Source organism: Pseudanabaena sp. PCC 6802, from assembly GCF_000332175.1.
Taxonomy (GTDB): Bacteria; Cyanobacteriota; Cyanobacteriia; order Pseudanabaenales; family Pseudanabaenaceae; genus PCC-6802.
In genome coordinates, this window is sequence record NZ_KB235914.1 from 2,466 (window position 1) to 21,699 (window position 19,234).

The following is a 19,234-nucleotide window of genomic DNA, read 5'->3' on the forward strand; positions in this document are numbered from 1 at the left end:
CGACCAGAATGAGTGTAAAGGGATGGTCTGCGGCTTGCTTTAAGTGCAGGTTTGGCCATCGACGAATTTGCAATCGTCCCAGTTTAGGCTCTGCAATTGTGATGTCTGCTTGGGGAATAGACCAAGTGTCAGAGTCTTTGAGGCTAAATTTCTCTCCATGCTTATGGGGTCGCCCATGCCCCTCGTAATCCTTTGGGGCATGATACAGAACCCGGTTGGGCGTAGCCTGAGCAGCTTGATACACGGGATGTCTGCTGTTTGCTGCAAAAATGGTGCGCACCCATACTCGCCATCCCCCAGGAAAAGCACAGTCCCAGGAATTTCCGCACAAACCAAGCGTAACTGACTAGCGGCTTTCTGAATCGGGTTCTCGAAACTGGTGATCCGCTCATGCCGCAACGGTAAGGCAAAACTCCCTTCTGACTCTGGAATCCAGGCAATTGTGCTGTATCCTTGCCCCACCGTAACAGGTTTGCTTCCTACTCCCGGTTGAGGTTGATGTTCGTAGGTGCGTTCTTGTAATGTCACCGCATAGGGACGCGACCAGGCTGTATGGTCGCCCGCCAATATCGTCACCTCTGCTGCCGGCATTTGCTGTATGTATTGCTTCATCAAGTCTTCACGTGGAGGATGACTATCTTGCAGTGCTTCATAGATACTCGACCACTCCCTCCGAAATAATGGGCTTAACGAAAGTTCCACAAACGATGAAACACTCCGACTCGTCAGTACCGCATCCATCAAGTCGAACAGCGCATCTCTCCCGTTCCCTATAATTTCGTACGTGTACTTGCGAAATTGCTCAAGTTTATCCAAACTAATCATGATGAAGCTGTTGATTTTATAGTCTTTTCAGCTTCCATCATCAAGCGGTCAGTCTGCAATGGCTGGCTGCTTTTTACCACTTTTTAGTCTAAACTCCAGTACTAAGACATACAAAGAGTTTGAAACTTGGTATATCACAGAACGGCCTAAGGCATCAGGAGACCCTTGGGCAGATGAAGATCTGAAGAAGATTTTAGAGATGTTTGGTTACGCAAATGGGGCGAGACAGATTGGCAAAGTGCGAAATCAACATACTGCTAGCACGACAGTTGATTATGCAGTAGAAATTTACGAACATTTAAAGGCTGGAAAGCTAGTAATTATCGATCAATCTAGCGGTGATCCAGAAATTAACCAGTCTTCAGCAGATAGGATTATGGGTTACATTTTTGGATCTCAACAAAGCATATTCCGTCAAGGAGCAACATCTATCCCTGACATCTTAATTTATGTTGAAGAAGCCCATAACCTTTTGCCAGCAGGTTCGGACATGGATTTAAAAAACATATGGGTACGTACAGCAAAAGAAGGAGCCAAATACAACATCGGCATGGTCTACACCACGCAAGAAGTGAGCAGCATTCAGAAAAATATTTTAAAGAATACTGCGAACTGGCTGATTGGCCATTTAAATAATACAGATGAAACAAGGGAACTCAAGAAATACTACGACTTTGAGGATTTCGAGCAGTCAATTCGCCGAGCCCAAGATAAAGGCTTTCTGAGGGTCAAAACCCTAAGTAATCTCTTTGTCATTCCTGTTCAAGTCAAAAAGTTTGAGGTGTAGCTTATGCCTTACGAAGGAGAATTTGCTGGTTATAGTCCCCTGCGAAGAATCGTTGAGAGCGAACGAGTAAAGAAGCTGTTAGGAAGTTACAAAGTTCGCAATGCCCCCGACAGTTCAGGCTTGTTGCAAATTCTGGAACCTATAAATATTCAGCCTAGTGATTGGATTCCTAAACGGCTAATTGCTATAGATGGCAGTCACGCTGAGGTTAGTATAAAAAATGGGTTTCCTGGTGCTGAAGCTTCTTACATTACTGTTGCATCGGTTATCCTTGACATTGCCAAGATGAAAGAACTCGATCAGCAACGTCCTGCCGATCCGAAAGAGTTTAGGAAAACTCAGACAGCAGAATCGATAGACTGCGCTTTACCTGGATGTAACATCATCATTGAAGGTGAAACATCAGCCGAAGCCTCTCTCAGAAAAGCAGTTTTTGAGGTTTTTGATGCAAGTAGAATGTCTGCCGATGGTGAGTCACTACTTGATACCTATGAATCTCTACCTCACTACAAGCCTAACACTGAGCGAACCCAAAAATGTCCTTATGAAGACTGTCCAACAGAGGAAGAGTACCAACGTGGCAAAAAACAGTATGCCTGTTCGTGCAATCTCTCACGCGCTCTTTATTCGACCGATGCTCTACGTTTTCATGAAAGGATGAATCCTGCGGGGACAAATGGAGCTATCTTCTCTGAAATCATGCAGGTACTTGAACGAGTCTGGGTTATTCATATCCTACGCACAATGGAAGCAAAGAGATGGCTTTCAAGTTTGCGTAGACTAGCAATTGTACTTGATGGACTCCTTGCCGTTTTTGGTCAGCCAGCATGGATCAGTCAGACAATTATCAAGGAGCTATGTAGGCTGAATAGGGAAGTACGCAAAGCTACTGGAGGCAAAGATATTCTCTTGATTGGGGTTGAGAAAACTGGAACATTTGTACAACATTTTGAAGATATTGACCGTAGTGCGGACGGCTCTACTGGTTTATTTCCTGCTCAAGCAGTTGGATTACTCACTGATTCTTACATTAAGCAAAATGTGATTTTTTCTGATAGTACAAGAGTATATGGCGACGCAACCTACTTCGGACGAAAATTTTTCTACAAAACAAAATCTGGAGCACGTTTGGTAGCTACTCTTCCATTTTTAGAAGAAGATCATAAAGACTTGACTCGTGCTGAACAATCCCAATATCCTCGCCTTACCGATGCAATTGGACTTCTCGATCAGCTCGTATCTTCAAGATTCCCTAATGCTTTTACGCCATTAGTCTTAGCAAATTCAGAAGCTGCTATTCCACTAAGTCTTGGCAGTAAAGTCTTAGAGAGTTTAGCAAGGGAGCTTATCGCTGAATGATGAGATGTAGAATATGACACACGAACTCTTGAAACTCAGCACAGCTACAGGTAGATGGTCTGGAGTAGGCCCCTATTATGCAATGTTCCCAAGAGAGTTTGCTTTTGATGTGGTTGAGCAATACTCAGAAACGGGACAATATATTCTTGACCCCTTTGCAGGACGTGCAACAAGTATTTATGCTGCTGCTGCTTTACAAAGATATGGTTATGGTATCGAGATCAATCCTGTTGGGTGGCTCTACGGTCGGGTAAAACTCGATCCTGCTCCTAAAGATAGAGTATTGTCGCGTAATAATAAACTTGGAGAGATTGCAAATAATATTTTAAAAGATGAGTTAACTACCCTTCCGGAATTCTTTTTTTCCTGCTACACCGAAGAAGTCTTGCGCTATCTTGTTGCAGCTAGAAAAGTTCTTAGCTGGAGAAGGAGCCCAACCGATGCAACAATCATGGCAATTATTTTAGTTCATCTACATGGTAAAAGAGAAACTTCTTTTTCCAATCAAATGAGACAAGGCAAGGCAATGCATCCTGACTACTCAATTCGCTGGTGGCAAGAGCGAAATATGCTTCCCCCTGATATTAATCCTGTGGAGTTCATGGAAAAGCGTATTGATTGGCGATATGCCAAAGGAATGCCCAAGTTAGAAAATAGTAAGGTTATATTTGGTGATAGCACTCTTAAACTTAGAGAAATCATAAAAATGGTTCTTTCTGGGGAGACACAACCTTTTAATCTTTTGTTTACATCCCCCCCTTATTATGGGATAACAAACTACTATTACGATCAATGGTTGCGCTTGTGGATGTTGGGAGGAAATGATAGACCAACTTGGACAGGAGAAAAGTGGAAAGGTAAGTTTGAATCAAAAGAAGATTATCATAGCCTGTTAAGCATTATTTTCCAAAAATGCGCTGAAGTAATGGCTAATGATGCAATCGTTTATGTCAGGACTGATGCGAGACCATTTACTCTTGAAACAACTAAAAAAGTCCTGGCTCGTATTTTCCCAAATAAGTCTATGGAAATGTTAGCACGCCCATTCGAGAAAGAAACACAGACTGCGCTCTATGGAGACAAAGCTGTTAAACCTGGAGAAGTTGATATCATCATGTATCCTTATTGCTTTGGCAATGAAAAAGAAAGCATAGGATAATAGAAGTAAAGGCACAAGGAGGTTTGACATGGATAAACCCGATGGCCGACACCTATCGATAGAGACGCAAAATTACCTTCGTCAGCAAGCGATCCGACTGCGAGAGCAAGGGAAACGAGTATGTGATATCAGTGAGTACCTGGGGATTCATCGTAACACGATTAGCGAGTGGTGGTGGGCGTATCAAGATTATGGAGAAGCAGCCCTGTTTCAGCAGAGACGAGGACGAGAGGTGGGGGAAGGGCGAACTTTAAGTGCGGCAGAGGAAGCAACCATTGCGGCGATGCTGCAGGGGCATAGTCCAGAGGATTACCAGATCGAGAGCGCCTTGTGGACTAGACGAGCCGTGCAAACACTAATCGAGCAAGAATTAGGAGTGGAGATGCCGATACGCACAGTGGGGGAATATCTCCAACGATGGGGCTACAGCCCTCAGAAGCCCATCGAACGTGCTTACGAGCAAGACCCCGCCGCCGTGAAACGCTGGTTACAGGAAGAATATCCCGCGATTGAGCGCCAAGCGCAAGCAGAAGGTGCCGACATCGAGTGGGGAGATGAATCGGGACTCAGTTCTGATGAGTATGGGGGGCGAGGCTACGCCCCCAAGGGACATCCGCCTGAAATTCGTCCCAGTAAACGCGAACGGACAAGGTTGAATTTCATTGCTAGCATCAACCATCAAGGTACGATTCAATTTATGCTTTACACCTGTACCTTGACGGCTCCAGTATTTATTGAATTTCTGCAACGGTTGATTGACAAGCGCTCAGCCAAACTGTTTTGGATCGTGGATCGTCATCCCGTCCACCGAGAGCGCCCCGTCCAGCAATGGTTAGAGCAGCACTCCCAGGAGATCGAGTTATTTTATTTACCTTCCTATTCACCGCAGTTGAATCCAGTAGAGTACCTCAATGGTGATGTTAAACAGCGAGTTCATGCCAAACCTTTGACGCGAAACCTGAGTCAATTAAAACATAGAGTGCTATCTCAACTGCAGAAATTGCAGAGATTGCCTGCCCACATTAGGAGTTACTTTAAGCATCCATCTATTATTTATGCTGCGCTATAGATTGCATTCTATTTTATTGCCAAGGCAATAACATTATGGTGATTTCCTAAGTTTGTCTCTCCATTCATCACTGGGATCGCTTTACTCAAATTGAAAATAACTTTTAGCGCGACGATCGCTTGTCCTTCCGCGCCCACGGCCTGCATACCTACCTACTCAGCTTCCCTCCAGACTGGCATTTCGATCTCAACTGGATCGCCGATCGCGTTAAAGATGGCATCTCTGCTATTCGCACCGCTATCAACGAGTTAATTAGTTTTGGTTACGTGCGCCGCGTCATCAGGCGATCGCCGTCGGGACAATTTTCATCCTGGGACTACGAAGTTTACGAACGTCCTTTGCCCATCGATCCTTTTCCCAAAGATCGAAAAATTCAGGAGCCTGAGCCAGTCGAGCAACTGAGCCTAGCACCTGCTACAGAACCACCTCAGCCACTTTCAGGTTTACCACAAATGGGCGAGCCATTTATGGGCGATCGCACGCATATAAATAATGAATTCCACGAAGAAGAATTTAAAAAAGATCTCTCTCTGTCTGCGCCAACAAAAAATGAGGAGAGAGAGAATTTTGAAAATTTTTCCAATCACTCAGAGAGTCCTGCCAAAACCTCTGTGGAATCCAGAAATCAAAGTAAATCTCGCGGCGGCGGCGCTTGGGCAAATCTGGATGAAACCTTCAAAAACTTTTGCTGGCAGCAGGTAGGCAAGCTCCCCAACCGCCCCGCCGATCCGATTGCCTGGATACTCTCGCGCCTCGAACACCTGGAAGCCGAGTACCACAGGCTCTATCCGCAAACTGCCTCACCAGACAGCAGATACGCCGAGTGGGAAGCGATCCTCACCGATCCGTTTAAGGGCATGACACACCTGCTCACAGTCGGCATAGACCAAACTTCACCTGAATACGAGGAGCGCTACCAATTTGCCGTTGCCTATCAGAGGAGGCGCAGATGAGCAATGACTCTGACCTGGAAATGCTGGTAGCCATCCCCGCTACTCCTCGAAGCGATCGCGATGTCCGTCCTCACTGGAAGTGTTTCTGTTGCTGTGACAGTGGGCTGGTCGATAATCCCTACCTGAGCCAGCTTTTGACATACTCACCGGGCTGAAGCCACGGTGATTCTTGACACATCATCTCAACTTGCTACCGAAGTAGTCTTACGGTCGATCCGTGCCCGTTTAGAGTCGTGGCAATGCCCTATCCCGACTTTGTTTATATTTCTGGCGGCATTCTCGTCTCTGTCGTGTTCCGCCCCGCAATTGATGCAGAGAACAGACCGAACCAAGAGATCCAGCTTGCCCCATTTGTAGCCGCAATTTGAGCAGATTTGAGAGGTTGGCTCCCAACGGTTAATGACATTGAAGACGCGACCCAACTTCTCCGACTTTGCCTCACACAACACCCGAAATTCCCGCCATCCCTGCATACTAATCGCTCTTGCGAGTCTGCGATTTTTGACCATTCCCGACACATTCAAATCTTCCAGCGTGATTACTTGGTTTTCGTGAACCACACGGGTAGACAATTTATGCAGAAAATCTTTGCGGGTATCTGCGATTTTGTTATGCAATTTGGCGATTTGAATCCGCGTCTTTTCCCGACGTTTAGAGCTTTTTACCTGACGGGCAAGTTGCTTCTGTTTGCGTCTCAATCGCTTGTCCAGCCTTGAGTAGTCTGGACTTTTCACCATTTCCCCGTTGCTCATTGCTGCAAAGGTTTTGATGCCCAAATCAATGCCGATGCTGTGGTTTTTAGCATCAACTTGAACAGGCTCAATCTCTACAACAAAGCTCAAAAAATAGCGATTTGCAGCATCCTTAATTACCGTGACAGAGCTAGGCTCTGATGGTAATTCTCTTGACCAGATGGGCTTAACGTCGCCAATCTTGGCAAGGTAGACTGCATCCCCTTTGATGGAAAATCCGCCCATCCTGAATCGTGCCGACTGCCGACCAGCCTTCTTTTTGAACTTGGGAGAACCGACTTTTTTGCCTTTCCGCTTGCCCTTGAGCGAGTCGAAAAAGTTCTTGTAGGCAACACCTAAATCGGAAACCGACTGCTGCAATGGAATATTAGAAACGGTTGCCAGCCATTCCCGACCCTCTGTCTTCTTGGCTTGAGTGATGACCAACTTTTGCAAGTCGTTGTTGCTGGGCAGTTTTTCAGCCTGCTTACAAATAGCTAAGGCATCATTCCAAACCACCCGCACACAACCAAACACCTGAGCGAGACTCTGGCGTTGTTGGTCTGTCGGGTAAAAACGGTATTGATACCTAGCTTTCATGACTTATACTAGAATTGGTCTGTTACTTGATTATAGATTGGTCTACACCAAATGGCAACCCAATTTCGGAGAGAGCGGCATAGCGTTACAGACCTTAAGATTCACTTGGTCTGTGTGACGAAGTATCGTCGGTCTGTGTTCACAGCGAAGGGGCTTGATTTGATTGAGAAGTCGTTTCACGAAGTTGCCAAGAAAATGGATTTCCAAATTCTTGAATTTAATGGGGAAGGGGATCATGTCCACGCCTTGATTGAGTATCCACCTAAGCTGTCTGTGTCTCAAATTGTGAATGCTCTGAAGGGGGTATCCAGCCGTCGCTATGGCCAAGCTGGATTACCAAAGCCTCACAAGGAAGCGCTTTGGAGTCCCAGCTATTTCGCGATAGCCGTAGGCGGTGCGCCGCTGGAAGTACTTAAGGAATACATCAGGAACCAGGAAAAGCCGTCCTAGAAGGACGGGGCTTGAATCCCATATTCTCGGTCATTGGCAAGAACGGTAGACCCTTCATCTGCCAGCGACTTGATTGCGCGACAGGGGAAAAGTTCAGGAATGCCTACTTTGCCACTGATATTCAGAGACAGGAATATGCCCAAAAGTACGGCGGCGAAGCCATGTCAAGCCGCGAGTATCAAGCTCAGTGGGACATGCGCCTTACTGCCGCTCACTGCGAGCAGATGCACCTGTGGCACAAGCAGCATTGGGATAAGTGGGCACAAGAGCGCTCCAGGCATCTCAACTACGGTCAGGATTTCGATGAGTTGCGCCATCAAAGCGCAATTTCTGACCTGACGCAAAAGCTATCTATGCCAAATGGCAAGGAATCTTGATGAAGCATCTCGATTTATTCTCCGGCATCGGTGGATTTAGCCTCGCCGCCCAAGCACTGGGCATTAAGACAGTGCAATTTGTCGAAATCAACCCCTACTGCTGCCATGTTCTACAAAAACACTTCCCCACCATCCCCATCCACAGAGACATCAGGACTTTCCATGCCAAGCCCAACCAATTCGACCTCATCACAGGCGGATCGCCCTGCCAAGACCTCAGCCTCGCTGGCAAAAGAACCGGAATTTCAGGTAACAGTTCCGCACTCTGGTTCGAGATGCTCCGCGTCATCGAGGAAGCAAAACCAAGATTCGTCATCTGGGAAAACGTCAAAGGAGCTTTCTACACGGGAGGACTATCGGAAGTTTTGCACGGACTCTGCCAACTGGGCTATCGCTTCGATGTGGAAATCCTATCAGCAGCGGCAGTCGGAGCACCCCACCTGCGCGAACGTATCTTTGCGGTTGCCTACACCCGTAGCCTATGCGGGCAAGCGCCGTCCTGGGCAGACCAAATTAGATCGCAGATTGCGGCTGTTGCCAACCCCGACGGCATCGCAGGGATTCGGTCTGGTAAAGGAAATCAAACCGTACTTGCCCCCTGGCGAGGTGTTGAACCCCCAATTTGTGGAGTGGCTCATGGGCTTCCCAGAAGGTTGGACAGACTTGCAGCACTCGGTAACGCAGTTGTCCCTGCCGTAGCGGCGATCGCCCTGCAACGAGTTCTCTATCTCGAAAGTCACCGCCATAAATCGAAGCTGAATTGATTGGGTAGATGAAATCATCATGCCGATCGAAGTTACAGACCAAGAATATCAAGCACTCAAGCTACTAGGCATTGGCAAGCTGACGAATTCAGTTTGGATAGACAAACATCAAGCAGCAAGAATTATTGGGAAGTCTACCGAAACACTTAAAAAACTGCGCGAGTCAGGTAAGTTGTTGGCTGGCATTCACTACCAGCACACTGGCAGAACCTCTATTCGATACAATGCCTATTTATTGCAAGATTGGGTGGCAAATCAGCACGATCCTAATTCCCATTTACAAGCTATCGAAAATTGGCAGAGAAGTCTGCCGAGTAACCAAAGAAATTTTAATAACCCCAAATGAGTTTGGGTAGAAATTGGGTAGATGAATAGAAGTAATTTCCTCTAACCTAAGCGGGTGAAGAGATTCGAACTCTCGACATTCTCCTTGGCAAGGAGACGCTCTACCACTGAGCCACACCCGCATTTTTGCGCTTTTCTATATTGCCAAACTTGGGTTGTAATGTCAACAACTTTTCGGTAATTAGGAATATATCAGCAAACTCGATCTGCGCCAAAAACTAGTCAGTATTGCTAGCTGCGCCGATCGCGTTAACATTCTTGCCCTTCAGCGTTAAAGGCGTGCCGGGATCGCTTATGTGAAGCTGACGCATCAAGTTAGCCATTTCGATCGCGTTCATGGCATATTCCCAGCCCTTATTGCTCTTGATACCTGCTCGTTCCAGCGCCTGCTGCATGGTGTCCGTAGTAATAATGCCAAAGATAATTGGCACGCCGGTTTGCATAGATGCAGCGGCAATGCCCTTCGATACTTCCGCTGCCACATAGTCAAAATGTGGTGTATCGCCACGGATCACCGCACCTAGGCAGATGATGGCATTGTAGCGCCCAGTCAGTGCTAACCTGTGGGCAACTAAAGGGATCTCAAAGCTGCCTGGTACCCAAGCATAATCCACCTGAGCGCGATCGCCCTGAGTAATGACTCCATGTCTTTGTAAGGCATCCTGACAGCCCTCTAACAAGCGCGTCACAATCAAGTCATTAAACCGACCGATAACAATCGCGAATTTCAGATCGTCAGTGGGGCTAAAGTTTCCTTCAAAAGTCGTCATGTCGGTACAAATTTAACTAGCTATCAGCTTTCAGCTATAGCGATCGCAAATGGTTTGTGAAAAAGGGGTGTGTGGGGCTGAGCCCCACGCAGGGTAGGCAAGGCAATCCTGGGGGTTTCCCCTAGAGCCACTGCCGTGTTCTACCCCTGCACCCCGTTCGTAAAAGCTAATTTTTAAAGTGAGGGCTAAAAAGGTCAAATGCTCTCAGTTCTGGGCATAAGTTTTGTTAGGTAACCAGGCTATTCAACAAGCCAAGTACGATCACCAAAACTGCCCAAACGATCGAACCAAGAAATAGTAAGGGTTTGGTCTGATTCCAGTTGCTAGGCGAGGCATAGGCAACAGGCACTGCTATCACCATCACAAACGAAAACAGCACAAAAGCTGCTAGTAAAAGCTGAAATATAATTGTCATTTTTAAAAATTTCTCCCAAAGATCGTTAATCCCTTGAGTCCAAATTAGCAGAAAATGCACCTATTTTATCGCGGTCAGCAGTTTTAGAATGCAACACTCCGGGGATTCCAACCGTCTTTAGCTGGGAGTATTTTAAGCGAAAATCCCCCTAGAAGGAGGACAGGGTGGAGCGATAGAACCTCTACTTGGTGCCTACCTCCACATCCCCAGACCAAACCAGGTTTCTACTGCTATATTCTGAAAAAACAAGGAGCTAAAAATTGGGCATAATCAAATCTATGACCAAGCAAAAGCCAAATTTACTGACTCAGCTCACCCAAGTGGTGAAAAATATTCCTGCGGTAACAAAGCTACGAAGTAAGGGCTTACTGAGAACAAATGCGAGGGTGCCTAAACTAGAGATCCGGCTCGATAATAACCAAAAAGCTGAGGTTTATAGCTTGATTGCCGATCGCTACATTATCGGTCGTAGCAGCAGTAAGTGCGACATTGTGGTCTCTACTCCTTTGGTAAGCCAGGTTCATGCGGAAATAGTGCGAGATAGCAGCAAAGCTAGGGCTCGCTTTGTAATTCGAGACAGAGATTCCACCAATGGTATTTATCGTGGCAGGCAGCGACTCAAATCAACGCCTCTGCGTCACAAAATGAAGATATCGTTAGGGCCACCCGAACTCAAAGATGCTGCCACACTGCGCTATCTCGATCCGCCACCCTGGTATATCAGGGGCTTACAGTATACGGGTATTGGGCTAGCTAGCTTAGTAGGGCTGCTGGTCGCGGCGATCGCGGTTGAATTCCAGCGCGTTCCAGATGTCAGGCCGCTTCCCGTCACCGATCAAGGGCCAGTAGAAGTATTGGCCGGAGATGGCGTTACCTCAATCGGCCCCGCTGACGTGGAGAAACACACCGAGCTATCGAAAGTCTCGGAGTTTGGCCCGTTGCTACCCAAGGCAGCGATCGCCTCTGAAGATACTTCTTTTTACTGGAATGTGGGGGTCGATCCACTTGGGGTGCTGCGGGCGATCGTCACTAATGTCAGAAGCGGACAGTTGCGCGAGGGTGGCAGCACGATTACGCAACAGCTCGCCCGGTTGTTACTAGGACGCTCTTATGTAGGTACGGATGATTCAGCCGGGCGCAAGTGGCGCGAGGCGGTGGCGGCCATCAAACTTACGCTTAACTACAGTAAGGACGACCTGCTGACCATTTACCTGAATCGGGTTTACTTGGGTAATGGGGTCTATGGTTTTCAGGATGCGTCCAAGCTCTATTTTAATAAAGATGCTTCGCAGCTAGACCTCTCTGAAGCTGCTACCCTAGCGGGGATTTTGCCCGCACCGAATGCGATCAATCCCTTCAAAAATAAGAAATTAGCGATCGAATATCGCGATCGCGTTCTCAATCGTATGGCAGAACTGGGTTTGGTCAAAGAAGAAGAAGCCGAGCGCGCCAGGCGATCGCTTCTGCGTTTAAACGAAGAAGCTAAGAGTAAAGTACAGGGTACGGTTGCCCCATACTATTACAGTTACGTTTTCGACGAGCTACAGGAGGTATTGGGAGACAACCTGGCAAAAGAGGGCAACCTGATTGTCGAGACTAATCTGGATTTGAATATGCAGAAAGCTTCTGATGCAGCATTACGTCGCGCTGTTGCCGATAAGGGTAAAACCTTTGATTTCAGTCAGGGGGCGATCGTCACGCTTGATGTCAGCAATGGCACCATCCTGGCGATGACGGGTGGGGTAGATTTCCAAAAAAGCCAATTTAATCGGGCAACCCAAGCGCAAAGGCAGCCCGGATCGACTTTTAAACTATTTAGCTATGCCGCCGCGCTCGATCGGGGTATCTCTCCGTTTACAACTTTTTCCTGCGCTCCCCTTAGTGGCGTAGCTGGTTGCCACAATGGCGGCAGTGGGGACATAGATATGTATCGTGGTTTTGCACTTTCTGAGAACGTGGTGGCAGTGCGCGTCGCCCAAGCTGCAGGCTTAAGTAACGTCGTGCGGACAGCTCGGCGGTTTGGCATCACCACCCCCTTACAGGAGTCTACCAACCTGGTTTTAGGTGGCTATGAGGTAACCATGCTGGAGATGGTGGGAGCTTACGGTACGATTGCCAACTCTGGGGTGTACGTTCACCCCCATGCAATTAGGCGCGTTCTGGATGGACGCGATTGTCAAAATCCCAAGGATGTTCGCACCTGTCGCGTTATTTTTGATGACAGGCGAGACCTACAACCGCGTCGAGTTGTAGAAACTAGCCTTGCCAATACAATGACGGATCTGATGCGCGGCACAGTGGAATATGGTACGGGTAGGGCTGCCGCAATTCCGCAGGCGACAGTTGTAGGTAAAACTGGTACCACTGACGCTAGTCGGGATCTATGGTTCATTGGTTTCTTGCCGCAAAGAAGCTTACTAACGGCAGTTTGGCTTGGCAATGATGAGGGCACAACAGGTGGCAGTAGCGGTCTTGCTGCCGAGGTGTGGGGTGCTTATATGCGCAAAGTCGTGCAGTAGCGATCGCCCGCATCAATCAAATAGTTGGTAGTGGTACAGGTATGGCGTATTAAAGTGGGGTTGTAGGAGCTGCGCCCCTACAACCCCGTCAATAAGACCTGTTCTCAATTGAAAACGCTATAGTGAGATGTCGAACACCGTACCGGACAATCAAGGATTGATATGCGGATTCCTTCTGAACGCACAAGCGCCGGTGGAGCATTTCCTATGGGATGCAGTATCCCAAGCATGTATTAATGAGTCCACCATCTGGCTTCATTTCAATCTTGTAGATGCCCGTGCGAGAAAATGGATCGCTCAATGCGATCGCATCCCAGAATCCGCAAGAGAGGTACTGCTCTCCGACGACGCTCGCATCAGTTTAGAGATCGTAGACGATGGCATCGTTGGAGTCTTAGGCGATCTTCACTATGAGTTCTCAGACGATCCAGACGAACTCGGCTTGTTGCGGGTTTACTTTGACAATCAGATTATCATTACAGGGCGCACCCACCCTCTCAAAATAATCGATCGATTGCGTCGAGAGTTGATGGGTGGAGAGTGTATTGAAACTCCCATGCGACTTTTAGTTTACCTTTTGGAACGTTCGGCTGAGGCATTTGATGATGTCTCATTTTTCTTAAATGATAAAGTCGATAATATCGAAGATCGTATTTTGAAGGAGTGGGTACAGGATAAAGGTGGAGAACTCGGACGCGTGCGTCGTCTCCTGGTTCGCCTGCGCCGACATGTCAGTGCAGAGCGCAACGCCCTGTTTTATATCAGCACGCGCATGCCAATTTGGTGCAGTGAAACCGAGCTTTTATTATTACAGCAAGCGATCGAGCGGTTGGATTCCGTGGCTCAAGACTTGGGCGTTATTCAAGAGCGCGGTAGATTATTGCACGAAGAGATTTCCAGTCAACTAGAAAGAGCGACCAACCGCAACCTCTACGTTCTGTCTATGGTGACAATTGTATTTCTTCCGCTCACTCTAATCACAGGTATTTTTGGGATGAATGTAGGAGGACTGCCTTGGGTTGAGGATAAATTTGGCTTTACCTGGACGATGGCGAACATGGCAATTACTACTGCTGTCACGTTATACATTCTGCGGCAACGACAATTTTTCTGACTCGCAACTAGGGCGTGCTACTAAGCCTGGGTAAGGTTCTAGGGCAAATTCTCTCTCGGGATTGCTTAGCAAATAACGATCGCATACATCAAACAACTCGGCTTCGCTACGAGTAAGACGCATTTCGCTGAGGAAAGCCCCGGCGGCATCTACTCCCTGACCGATGAAGTTGAGGTATTTCTTCATGTTGTTGACGCGCGATCGCTCGTAGTCCGTTTGGGTTTTCACCATTTCGTACAGGCGATCGATGTAGTCGCGCACATCGGCTAAAGTTACGATCGCAACGGGTTGACCGTTTAAATGCTGGCGGATTTGCTGAAAAATCCAGGGATTGCGAATGGCGGCTCGACCGATCATTACACCGGCTGCACCTGTCTTCGCTAAAATCGTCGCTGCTGACATTGCCGACGAGACGTTGCCGTTAGCCAAGACCGGACAATTTAACCATTCGACTGCATGGGCAATGCGATCGTAATGCACGTCACCTCGATACATTTGTTTCACCGTGCGCCCGTGCAGGCTGAGCAGATCGATATTGTGTCTGTCGATAAGAGTAAGGATGCGATCGAAATTGGCAGTGTCCTCAAATCCAATTCGCATTTTTACCGTGAATAAACCAGGGATAGCAGAGCGCAACTCGCCCAGAATCCGATCTACCTTGTCGGGATCGCGCAGCAGGCCACCACCAACATTCTTGCGATAGATCCTGGGGGCAGGGCAACCCATGTTCAGGTCGATGCCCGCGATCGCATATTGACTCAACTCTTGCGCGGCACGCACCAGATCGGGAATGCTCTCGCCAATCAACTGCGCGAAGATAGGGCGATTGGTGTTGTTTTCCGTAATAGAGCGCAGGATATGCTTTTCGAGGCGCGACCCCACATAGACGCGAAAGTATTCCGTAAAGAAATAATCGGGACTGCCATAGTGCGCGATCGCTTGCATGAAGGTCAGATCCGTAACGTCCTGCATCGGAGCTAAAGCTGTGAGGGCTAATTCTGGTTGGATGGCGGTTGGCAGGCGATCGGTAAGTGACATTTGCGCAATTTTTGGGGAAATGAGTTGCTCTTCTAAAGGGTTTAACAGTTAATATACTGAGAAATCTTAGGTAAATCTTAGCTTTTGACAATAGCTGGAATTAAGTTCGCTATCGATCTTTAGATCTTGAATGCCATGAATATCTTTGATTTACCGCCTATTGCACCACCGCAGGAGTTGTATGAGACTCTTGTGTCCAGTCATGACATCTTAATCGAACGAATTATTTCTAAAGGACATACTACGCCTGTGGGGGAATGGTACGACCAGGAACAGGACGAATGGGTGTTGCTATTGCAAGGTGAAGCAGTACTTGCATATGCTGATGGTTCCCTTTCGATCGTTAAGAAAGGGGATTTTGTATTTATTCCTGCCCGCACACAACACCGCGTCGAGTTCACCAGCACGGAGCCACCTTGTATCTGGCTGGCCGTACACGGCAAAATGCAGAACGATCCAGTCGATGCAGTAAATCTAGAATTAGAAGATAGTGCCGATCGAGCGGTAACCGAGGAGTCATCTTGATGCAACGCATACCAGAACCTGAGGTAATGGATTCGCCCGCAGAGGCGATCGCCTACGATGCTATGGACTTTACCGAGGTAAATACTGCATTTGCCCAAAGCGCGATCGCATTGGGGCCAAACCAAGGATTAGTCCTGGATGCAGGTACTGGAACTGCTCGCATTCCGATCGCCATCTGCCAGATGCAACAAACACTGGGATCTCGATGGCAAATTATTGGCATCGATCTAGCAACCAGTATGTTGGAGTTGGGCGCGCAAAATATTCAGCAGGCTGGCCTGTCCGCCCAAATCCAGCTAGAGCGCGTCGATGCCAAGCAAATGCCCTATCCTGATGCCTACTTTGATATGGTCATTTCCAATAGTATCGCGCACCATTTGAGCGACCCGCTGCCATTTTTTCGAGAGCTACAAAGGGTACTTAAGCCCAACGGCGGTATATTCCTGCGCGACCTTACCCGCCCTGACAATCCTGAGACGCTTCATGCACTGGTTAATAGCATTGGCGCTGAGTACGATCCAGAACAAAAAAGATTGTTCCGCGATTCTTTGCAAGCGGCGTTTACAGTAGCTGAAATTGAGGCGATCGCCACTGCTGCTGGAATAAGCGGTGTCAAAATCTACCAGTCTTCCGATCGTCACTGGACGATGGAGAGAGCGTATTTATAGCAACCTATGCTCAAACATGGTCTTTTTGTCGGCTTAATTACGTTGGATACCATCTATCTCGCCCCATCTCCTCCAACCCACAATCAGAAGATGGTTGCCACTGACTTTACGGTGGCAGCGGGAGGCCCTGCCACCAACGCTGCCGTGACATTTGGGCATTTGGGCAATAAAGCCACATTGCTAGGAGCGTTGGGCTGTCACCCCATTACTAGCTTGATAAGAGCCGATTTACAGGTCTATGGAACAGAAATTGACGACTTAACTCCCGATCGCTCTGAATCTCCACCCGTATCTTCCATCGTAGTGACCGAAGCAACAGGCGATCGCGCCGTGATTTCGATTAATGCTAGCCGCAACCAGCCAGCACCCGCACAGATTCCGGCCAAAGTTTGGTCACAGTTGAAGTACGTCGATATCGTGCTGGTAGATGGGCACCAAATGCCTGTAAGTATCGCGATCGCCAGACGCGCAAAGGCAATGGGTATTCCAGTCGTACTGGATGGTGGTAGCTGGAAGCCCAATTTAGAAGAGTTGTTGCCACTGGTCGATTATGCGATTTGTTCTAGTAATTTCTACTCACCACATTGCGATCGCGGAGATCGAGTGTTTACTTATTTAGCCAACCTGGGCATTCTCCATATAGCTGTTACAAATGGAGCTAAGCCTATTCAATATCGAACGCACGATCGGGTGGGGGAAATTGCCGTACCGCAGGTTAAAACGGTTGACACGCTGGGGGCTGGGGATATCTTACATGGTGCTTTCTGCGATCATATTATGCGATTGGATTTTGTAAATGCACTCAGTGCTGCGGCAAGTGTTGCCGCCAGCTCTTGCCAGTTCTTCGGCACGCGGCGCTGGACAATTGGCTAATTTATTTATTCACAATGTGCGGGCAACCAATTCAGTTACTGCATCAAAACATTAAGCAAGTTGTATAAACCCAAACTCAAAATATAAAGAATTTCTTAAATTTTGAGATTTCTATTTCTGACGGATTTTGCCTCCCTTAATAATTTCTTAAGATTGCCGATCGGCAATTACTCCAGACGGAGGAGGTTTCTTCTAATAGGATTTGAGGCAGGGGATCATGATAGGGAGAGGGTTTTAATTTATATCAATTAACAATTTCTTTACTCTAAATCTCAGGTCGATCGTGTAACATGAGATGTTATTAACCCAAACCGATCTGAGCAAATATATACAAACATGCGATTGCAGATCCAAACTGTTAAGGCAAAATAAAATCCCTTTTATTAAGAAAAATTCATTAAGAACCTGTTTGAAAAGTTTTAGGATAGCCTAATCAGTATGAGTTTTAGGCTCTAATCGGCGCACCATCAAATGTACCATAGCTGCAAACAGCATCATTTCGCTAGTGGTGGGCAAAAATTCATAGTCTTTACTTAAGCGCCGATAATGTCCAAACCAAGAGTAAGTCCGCTCCACCACCCAACGCTTAGGAATGACCTGAAAACCAGACTCCTCATCGGTTCGCTTAAGATGTTCTAACTTCCAACCAAACTGTTGTGCAATCTTCGCCATAAATTCCTTGCCAGCAAAGGTGCTGTCTATCCAAATCACTTGCAGGCATTGCCACAACCAAGCCCAAAACGTGGCGATTAAAATCATCCCGGCATGGTCAGAACGTCCCGCACTATGCACACAGACCCCCAGCAGCAGTCCCATCGTATCGACCAAGATAGTGCGTTTGCGTCCTTTGACCTTCTTGCCGCCATCAAATCCGATTTCCTCACCCCCACTGGCTGTTTTGACCGATTGACTGTCTACACTGCCTGCACTCGGCTGAGCGTTGCGTCCCGCTGCCACTCGGAGCTGGATGCGTAAAACGCTGTTGAGTCTCTCCCAGGTGCTGTCGGCTTCCCAAGCCCGAAAATAGCTGTAAACGCTTTGCCAGTTGGGTAAGTCGTGGGGCATCGCTCGCCATTTAATCCCATTGGCCAGCAGGTAAAAAATGGCATTGAGGACTTCTCGCATGTCGAGTGTACGAGGCCGTCCGCCGGGTTTAGCTTCAGGAATCAGGGGTTTGAGAATTTCCCACTGGGCATCGGTGAGGTCAGTGTCGTATGCTAGTCGTGTCATTATGAGGGTCTACGAGAAGACCCTCTTACCTTACAATAGCCTTGTCACAGAGGCTCAAAGGCGTTCTGAATACTTTTCAAACAGGTTCTAAGACAGTTTAATAAATTTCACTTTCTATTGCTTTATATCAAACTTAGCTAAGGACAAAAAATTATGGCTATTATCGAAGCTGTCCGATGTCCTAATTGTGGATCTTGGGCAGAGCGTCATCATCTCTCGTTTTTAGCGCAGGTTAAAACTGAATGTGACAGATGCGATTACTTGATGGTTACCTGTACTCGCAGCGGGCGTGTAGTTGAAGCGTATGCTCCAGGACTACCATTTGAAACCGTGAAAATTAAGAAACTACCGCCTCTGCCTTTGAAACAACTGACTGAGGCTCAGCCAGAGAAAGTCCAGGAGCTGATGCCAAAAGCGAGCTTCTTCAGCAGTAAGGAAGTTAACAAACAAGTTAGTAGGCAAGCTATTTCCTAGAAAATTTCGATCTTAGTGTGAGGAACATGAATAGAGTTTTTGCTTCTGACCCCCCAAATTAATTGGGGGGTCAACTTTCGAGTTCAACTCTCACACACTAGTGTTGCAAATCATAAATTTTGCAACATGGGGGAATGGGGGCAGAGCCCCCAGAAGGGGATTTCACCCCCTCCAAAACTTTTGTTTTGG

At 47.5% G+C, this 19,234-nt stretch carries 21 protein-coding genes, 1 tRNA gene and 1 pseudogene; 16 read left to right on the forward strand and 7 right to left on the reverse strand.

The annotated features are described in order from the left end of the window. Window positions 1-825, reverse strand: a pseudogene (locus tag PSE6802_RS0105240) (transposase); the annotation flags it as partial. Between the two features lie 58 nt (window positions 826-883). Between PSE6802_RS0105240 and PSE6802_RS0105245 the strand changes: the two are divergent. The 6 genes from PSE6802_RS0105245 to PSE6802_RS33165 all read left to right on the forward strand — a co-directional run bounded on the left by PSE6802_RS0105245 (window position 884) and on the right by PSE6802_RS33165 (window position 6,307). Further along, window positions 884-1,612, forward strand: coding sequence for an ATP-binding protein (locus tag PSE6802_RS0105245; RefSeq protein WP_019499008.1), 729 nt, complete (start codon window positions 884-886; stop codon window positions 1,610-1,612). A 3-nt stretch (window positions 1,613-1,615) separates the two neighbouring features. Continuing rightward, window positions 1,616-2,971 (forward strand): DNA double-strand break repair nuclease NurA, encoded by a 1,356-nt coding sequence (locus PSE6802_RS0105250; protein WP_019499009.1) that lies wholly within the window; start codon window positions 1,616-1,618, stop codon window positions 2,969-2,971. A gap of 13 nt (window positions 2,972-2,984) precedes the next feature. Beyond that, a complete protein-coding gene (locus PSE6802_RS0105255; protein ID WP_019499010.1) occupies window positions 2,985-4,130 on the forward strand; it encodes a DNA methyltransferase in 1,146 nt (381 codons plus the stop codon). 28 nt (window positions 4,131-4,158) lie between these two features. Beyond that, window positions 4,159-5,199 (forward strand): IS630 family transposase, encoded by a 1,041-nt coding sequence (locus PSE6802_RS0105260; protein WP_019499011.1) that lies wholly within the window; start codon window positions 4,159-4,161, stop codon window positions 5,197-5,199. Between the two features lie 119 nt (window positions 5,200-5,318). Beyond that, complete coding sequence (locus PSE6802_RS30800) at window positions 5,319-6,152, forward strand: hypothetical protein (protein ID WP_019499012.1); 834 nt, start codon at window positions 5,319-5,321, stop codon at window positions 6,150-6,152. Next, the gene (locus tag PSE6802_RS33165) at window positions 6,149-6,307 is read left to right on the forward strand and encodes a hypothetical protein (protein ID WP_156815436.1); all 159 of its coding nucleotides are present in this window, start codon (window positions 6,149-6,151) and stop codon (window positions 6,305-6,307) included. The genes PSE6802_RS30800 and PSE6802_RS33165 overlap by 4 nt, the downstream gene beginning before the upstream one ends. Before the next feature lie 27 nt (window positions 6,308-6,334). Here the strand turns inward: PSE6802_RS33165 and PSE6802_RS0105270 are convergent, their stop codons facing one another. Continuing rightward, window positions 6,335-7,483 carry an RNA-guided endonuclease InsQ/TnpB family protein gene (locus tag PSE6802_RS0105270; protein WP_026103057.1) on the reverse strand — a complete coding sequence of 383 codons (1,149 nt, stop codon included), beginning with the start codon at window positions 7,481-7,483 and terminating at the stop codon, window positions 6,335-6,337. Between the two features lie 51 nt (window positions 7,484-7,534). Between PSE6802_RS0105270 and tnpA the strand changes: the two genes are divergently transcribed. Genes tnpA through PSE6802_RS0105290 form a run of 4 tightly spaced genes read left to right on the forward strand, consistent with a single transcriptional unit; the run spans window position 7,535 to window position 9,420 of the window. Next, entirely contained in the window at window positions 7,535-7,933 is a 399-nt protein-coding gene (gene tnpA, locus PSE6802_RS0105275) for an IS200/IS605 family transposase (protein ID WP_019498839.1), read from the forward strand. Between the two features lie 11 nt (window positions 7,934-7,944). Continuing rightward, entirely contained in the window at window positions 7,945-8,310 is a 366-nt protein-coding gene (locus tag PSE6802_RS0105280) for a hypothetical protein (RefSeq protein ID WP_019499013.1), read from the forward strand. Then, window positions 8,310-9,074: a DNA cytosine methyltransferase gene (locus PSE6802_RS0105285; protein ID WP_019499014.1), complete on the forward strand. Its 765-nt coding sequence runs from the start codon at window positions 8,310-8,312 to the stop codon at window positions 9,072-9,074. The genes PSE6802_RS0105280 and PSE6802_RS0105285 overlap by 1 nt, the downstream gene beginning before the upstream one ends. 19 nt (window positions 9,075-9,093) lie before the next feature. Further along, window positions 9,094-9,420: a hypothetical protein gene (locus PSE6802_RS0105290; protein WP_019499015.1), complete on the forward strand. Its 327-nt coding sequence runs from the start codon at window positions 9,094-9,096 to the stop codon at window positions 9,418-9,420. Between the two features lie 49 nt (window positions 9,421-9,469). Here the strand turns inward: PSE6802_RS0105290 and PSE6802_RS0105295 are convergent. The 3 genes from PSE6802_RS0105295 to psbZ form a co-directional block, all read right to left on the reverse strand. Beyond that, window positions 9,470-9,541: transfer RNA gene (locus PSE6802_RS0105295), tRNA-Gly, on the reverse strand. A gap of 96 nt (window positions 9,542-9,637) precedes the next feature. After that, window positions 9,638-10,189: a 6,7-dimethyl-8-ribityllumazine synthase gene (gene ribH, locus PSE6802_RS0105305; RefSeq protein WP_019499016.1), complete on the reverse strand. Its 552-nt coding sequence runs from the start codon at window positions 10,187-10,189 to the stop codon at window positions 9,638-9,640. Between the two features lie 226 nt (window positions 10,190-10,415). Beyond that, window positions 10,416-10,604, reverse strand: a complete 189-nt coding sequence (psbZ, locus tag PSE6802_RS0105310; protein WP_026103079.1) for a photosystem II reaction center protein PsbZ — start codon at window positions 10,602-10,604, stop codon at window positions 10,416-10,418. Window positions 10,605-10,882: 278 nt separating this feature from the next. On the opposite strand from psbZ, the gene PSE6802_RS0105315 reads away from it, so the two are divergent. Together PSE6802_RS0105315 and PSE6802_RS0105320 are read left to right on the forward strand one after the other, a co-directional pair. Further along, window positions 10,883-13,123, forward strand: coding sequence for a transglycosylase domain-containing protein (locus PSE6802_RS0105315; RefSeq protein ID WP_019499018.1), 2,241 nt, complete (start codon window positions 10,883-10,885; stop codon window positions 13,121-13,123). Between the two features lie 127 nt (window positions 13,124-13,250). After that, the gene (locus PSE6802_RS0105320; RefSeq protein ID WP_019499019.1) at window positions 13,251-14,237 is read left to right on the forward strand and encodes a CorA family divalent cation transporter; all 987 of its coding nucleotides are present in this window, start codon (window positions 13,251-13,253) and stop codon (window positions 14,235-14,237) included. On the opposite strand, the gene PSE6802_RS0105325 is transcribed toward PSE6802_RS0105320, so the two are convergent. Next, complete coding sequence (locus PSE6802_RS0105325) at window positions 14,205-15,275, reverse strand: tRNA dihydrouridine synthase (protein WP_019499020.1); 1,071 nt, start codon at window positions 15,273-15,275, stop codon at window positions 14,205-14,207. The genes PSE6802_RS0105320 and PSE6802_RS0105325 overlap by 33 nt on opposite strands. A gap of 135 nt (window positions 15,276-15,410) precedes the next feature. On the opposite strand from PSE6802_RS0105325, the gene PSE6802_RS27865 reads away from it, so the two are divergent. From PSE6802_RS27865 to PSE6802_RS0105340, 3 genes are read left to right on the forward strand one after another with little or no spacing between them, the layout of a single operon-like run. Further along, a complete protein-coding gene (locus PSE6802_RS27865) occupies window positions 15,411-15,800 on the forward strand; it encodes a cupin domain-containing protein (RefSeq protein WP_019499021.1) in 390 nt (129 codons plus the stop codon). Further along, window positions 15,800-16,468 carry a class I SAM-dependent methyltransferase gene (locus PSE6802_RS0105335; RefSeq protein ID WP_019499022.1) on the forward strand — a complete coding sequence of 223 codons (669 nt, stop codon included), beginning with the start codon at window positions 15,800-15,802 and terminating at the stop codon, window positions 16,466-16,468. Before PSE6802_RS27865 ends, PSE6802_RS0105335 begins: the two co-directional genes overlap by 1 nt. Window positions 16,469-16,474: 6 nt before the next feature. Then, entirely contained in the window at window positions 16,475-17,341 is an 867-nt protein-coding gene (locus tag PSE6802_RS0105340; protein ID WP_019499023.1) for a sugar kinase, read from the forward strand. A 429-nt stretch (window positions 17,342-17,770) separates the two neighbouring features. On the opposite strand, the gene PSE6802_RS0105345 is transcribed toward PSE6802_RS0105340, so the two are convergent. After that, a complete protein-coding gene (locus PSE6802_RS0105345) occupies window positions 17,771-18,571 on the reverse strand; it encodes an IS5 family transposase (RefSeq protein ID WP_019499024.1) in 801 nt (266 codons plus the stop codon). Between the two features lie 153 nt (window positions 18,572-18,724). Here PSE6802_RS0105345 and PSE6802_RS35615 point away from each other — a divergent pair, with 153 nt between their 5' ends. After that, window positions 18,725-19,045 (forward strand): hypothetical protein, encoded by a 321-nt coding sequence (locus PSE6802_RS35615; RefSeq protein WP_019499025.1) that lies wholly within the window; start codon window positions 18,725-18,727, stop codon window positions 19,043-19,045. Window positions 19,046-19,234: the final 189 nt, after the last annotated feature.

Bases quoted from the DNA above. Each gene is read 5' to 3' on its own strand.
- PSE6802_RS0105285 (WP_019499014.1), top strand. From the start codon at position 8,310: ATGAAGCATCTCGATTTATTCTCCGGCATCGGTGGATTTAGCCTCGCC.
- PSE6802_RS0105250 (WP_019499009.1), top strand. From the start codon at position 1,616: ATGCCTTACGAAGGAGAATTTGCTGGTTATAGTCCCCTGCGAAGAATC.
- PSE6802_RS0105255 (WP_019499010.1), top strand. From the start codon at position 2,985: ATGACACACGAACTCTTGAAACTCAGCACAGCTACAGGTAGATGGTCT.
- PSE6802_RS35615 (WP_019499025.1), top strand. From the start codon at position 18,725: ATGGCTATTATCGAAGCTGTCCGATGTCCTAATTGTGGATCTTGGGCA.
- PSE6802_RS33165 (WP_156815436.1), top strand. From the start codon at position 6,149: ATGAGCAATGACTCTGACCTGGAAATGCTGGTAGCCATCCCCGCTACT.
- PSE6802_RS27865 (WP_019499021.1), top strand. From the start codon at position 15,411: ATGAATATCTTTGATTTACCGCCTATTGCACCACCGCAGGAGTTGTAT.
- ribH (WP_019499016.1), bottom strand. From the start codon at position 10,189: ATGACGACTTTTGAAGGAAACTTTAGCCCCACTGACGATCTGAAATTC.
- PSE6802_RS0105340 (WP_019499023.1), top strand. From the start codon at position 16,475: ATGCTCAAACATGGTCTTTTTGTCGGCTTAATTACGTTGGATACCATC.
- PSE6802_RS0105315 (WP_019499018.1), top strand. From the start codon at position 10,883: ATGACCAAGCAAAAGCCAAATTTACTGACTCAGCTCACCCAAGTGGTG.
- tnpA (WP_019498839.1), top strand. From the start codon at position 7,535: ATGGCAACCCAATTTCGGAGAGAGCGGCATAGCGTTACAGACCTTAAG.
- PSE6802_RS0105290 (WP_019499015.1), top strand. From the start codon at position 9,094: ATGCCGATCGAAGTTACAGACCAAGAATATCAAGCACTCAAGCTACTA.
- PSE6802_RS0105245 (WP_019499008.1), top strand. From the start codon at position 884: ATGGCTGGCTGCTTTTTACCACTTTTTAGTCTAAACTCCAGTACTAAG.
- psbZ (WP_026103079.1), bottom strand. From the start codon at position 10,604: ATGACAATTATATTTCAGCTTTTACTAGCAGCTTTTGTGCTGTTTTCG.
- PSE6802_RS0105270 (WP_026103057.1), bottom strand. From the start codon at position 7,483: ATGAAAGCTAGGTATCAATACCGTTTTTACCCGACAGACCAACAACGC.
- PSE6802_RS0105260 (WP_019499011.1), top strand. From the start codon at position 4,159: ATGGATAAACCCGATGGCCGACACCTATCGATAGAGACGCAAAATTAC.
- PSE6802_RS0105320 (WP_019499019.1), top strand. From the start codon at position 13,251: ATGTCGAACACCGTACCGGACAATCAAGGATTGATATGCGGATTCCTT.
- PSE6802_RS0105325 (WP_019499020.1), bottom strand. From the start codon at position 15,275: ATGTCACTTACCGATCGCCTGCCAACCGCCATCCAACCAGAATTAGCC.
- PSE6802_RS0105335 (WP_019499022.1), top strand. From the start codon at position 15,800: ATGCAACGCATACCAGAACCTGAGGTAATGGATTCGCCCGCAGAGGCG.
- PSE6802_RS0105345 (WP_019499024.1), bottom strand. From the start codon at position 18,571: ATGACACGACTAGCATACGACACTGACCTCACCGATGCCCAGTGGGAA.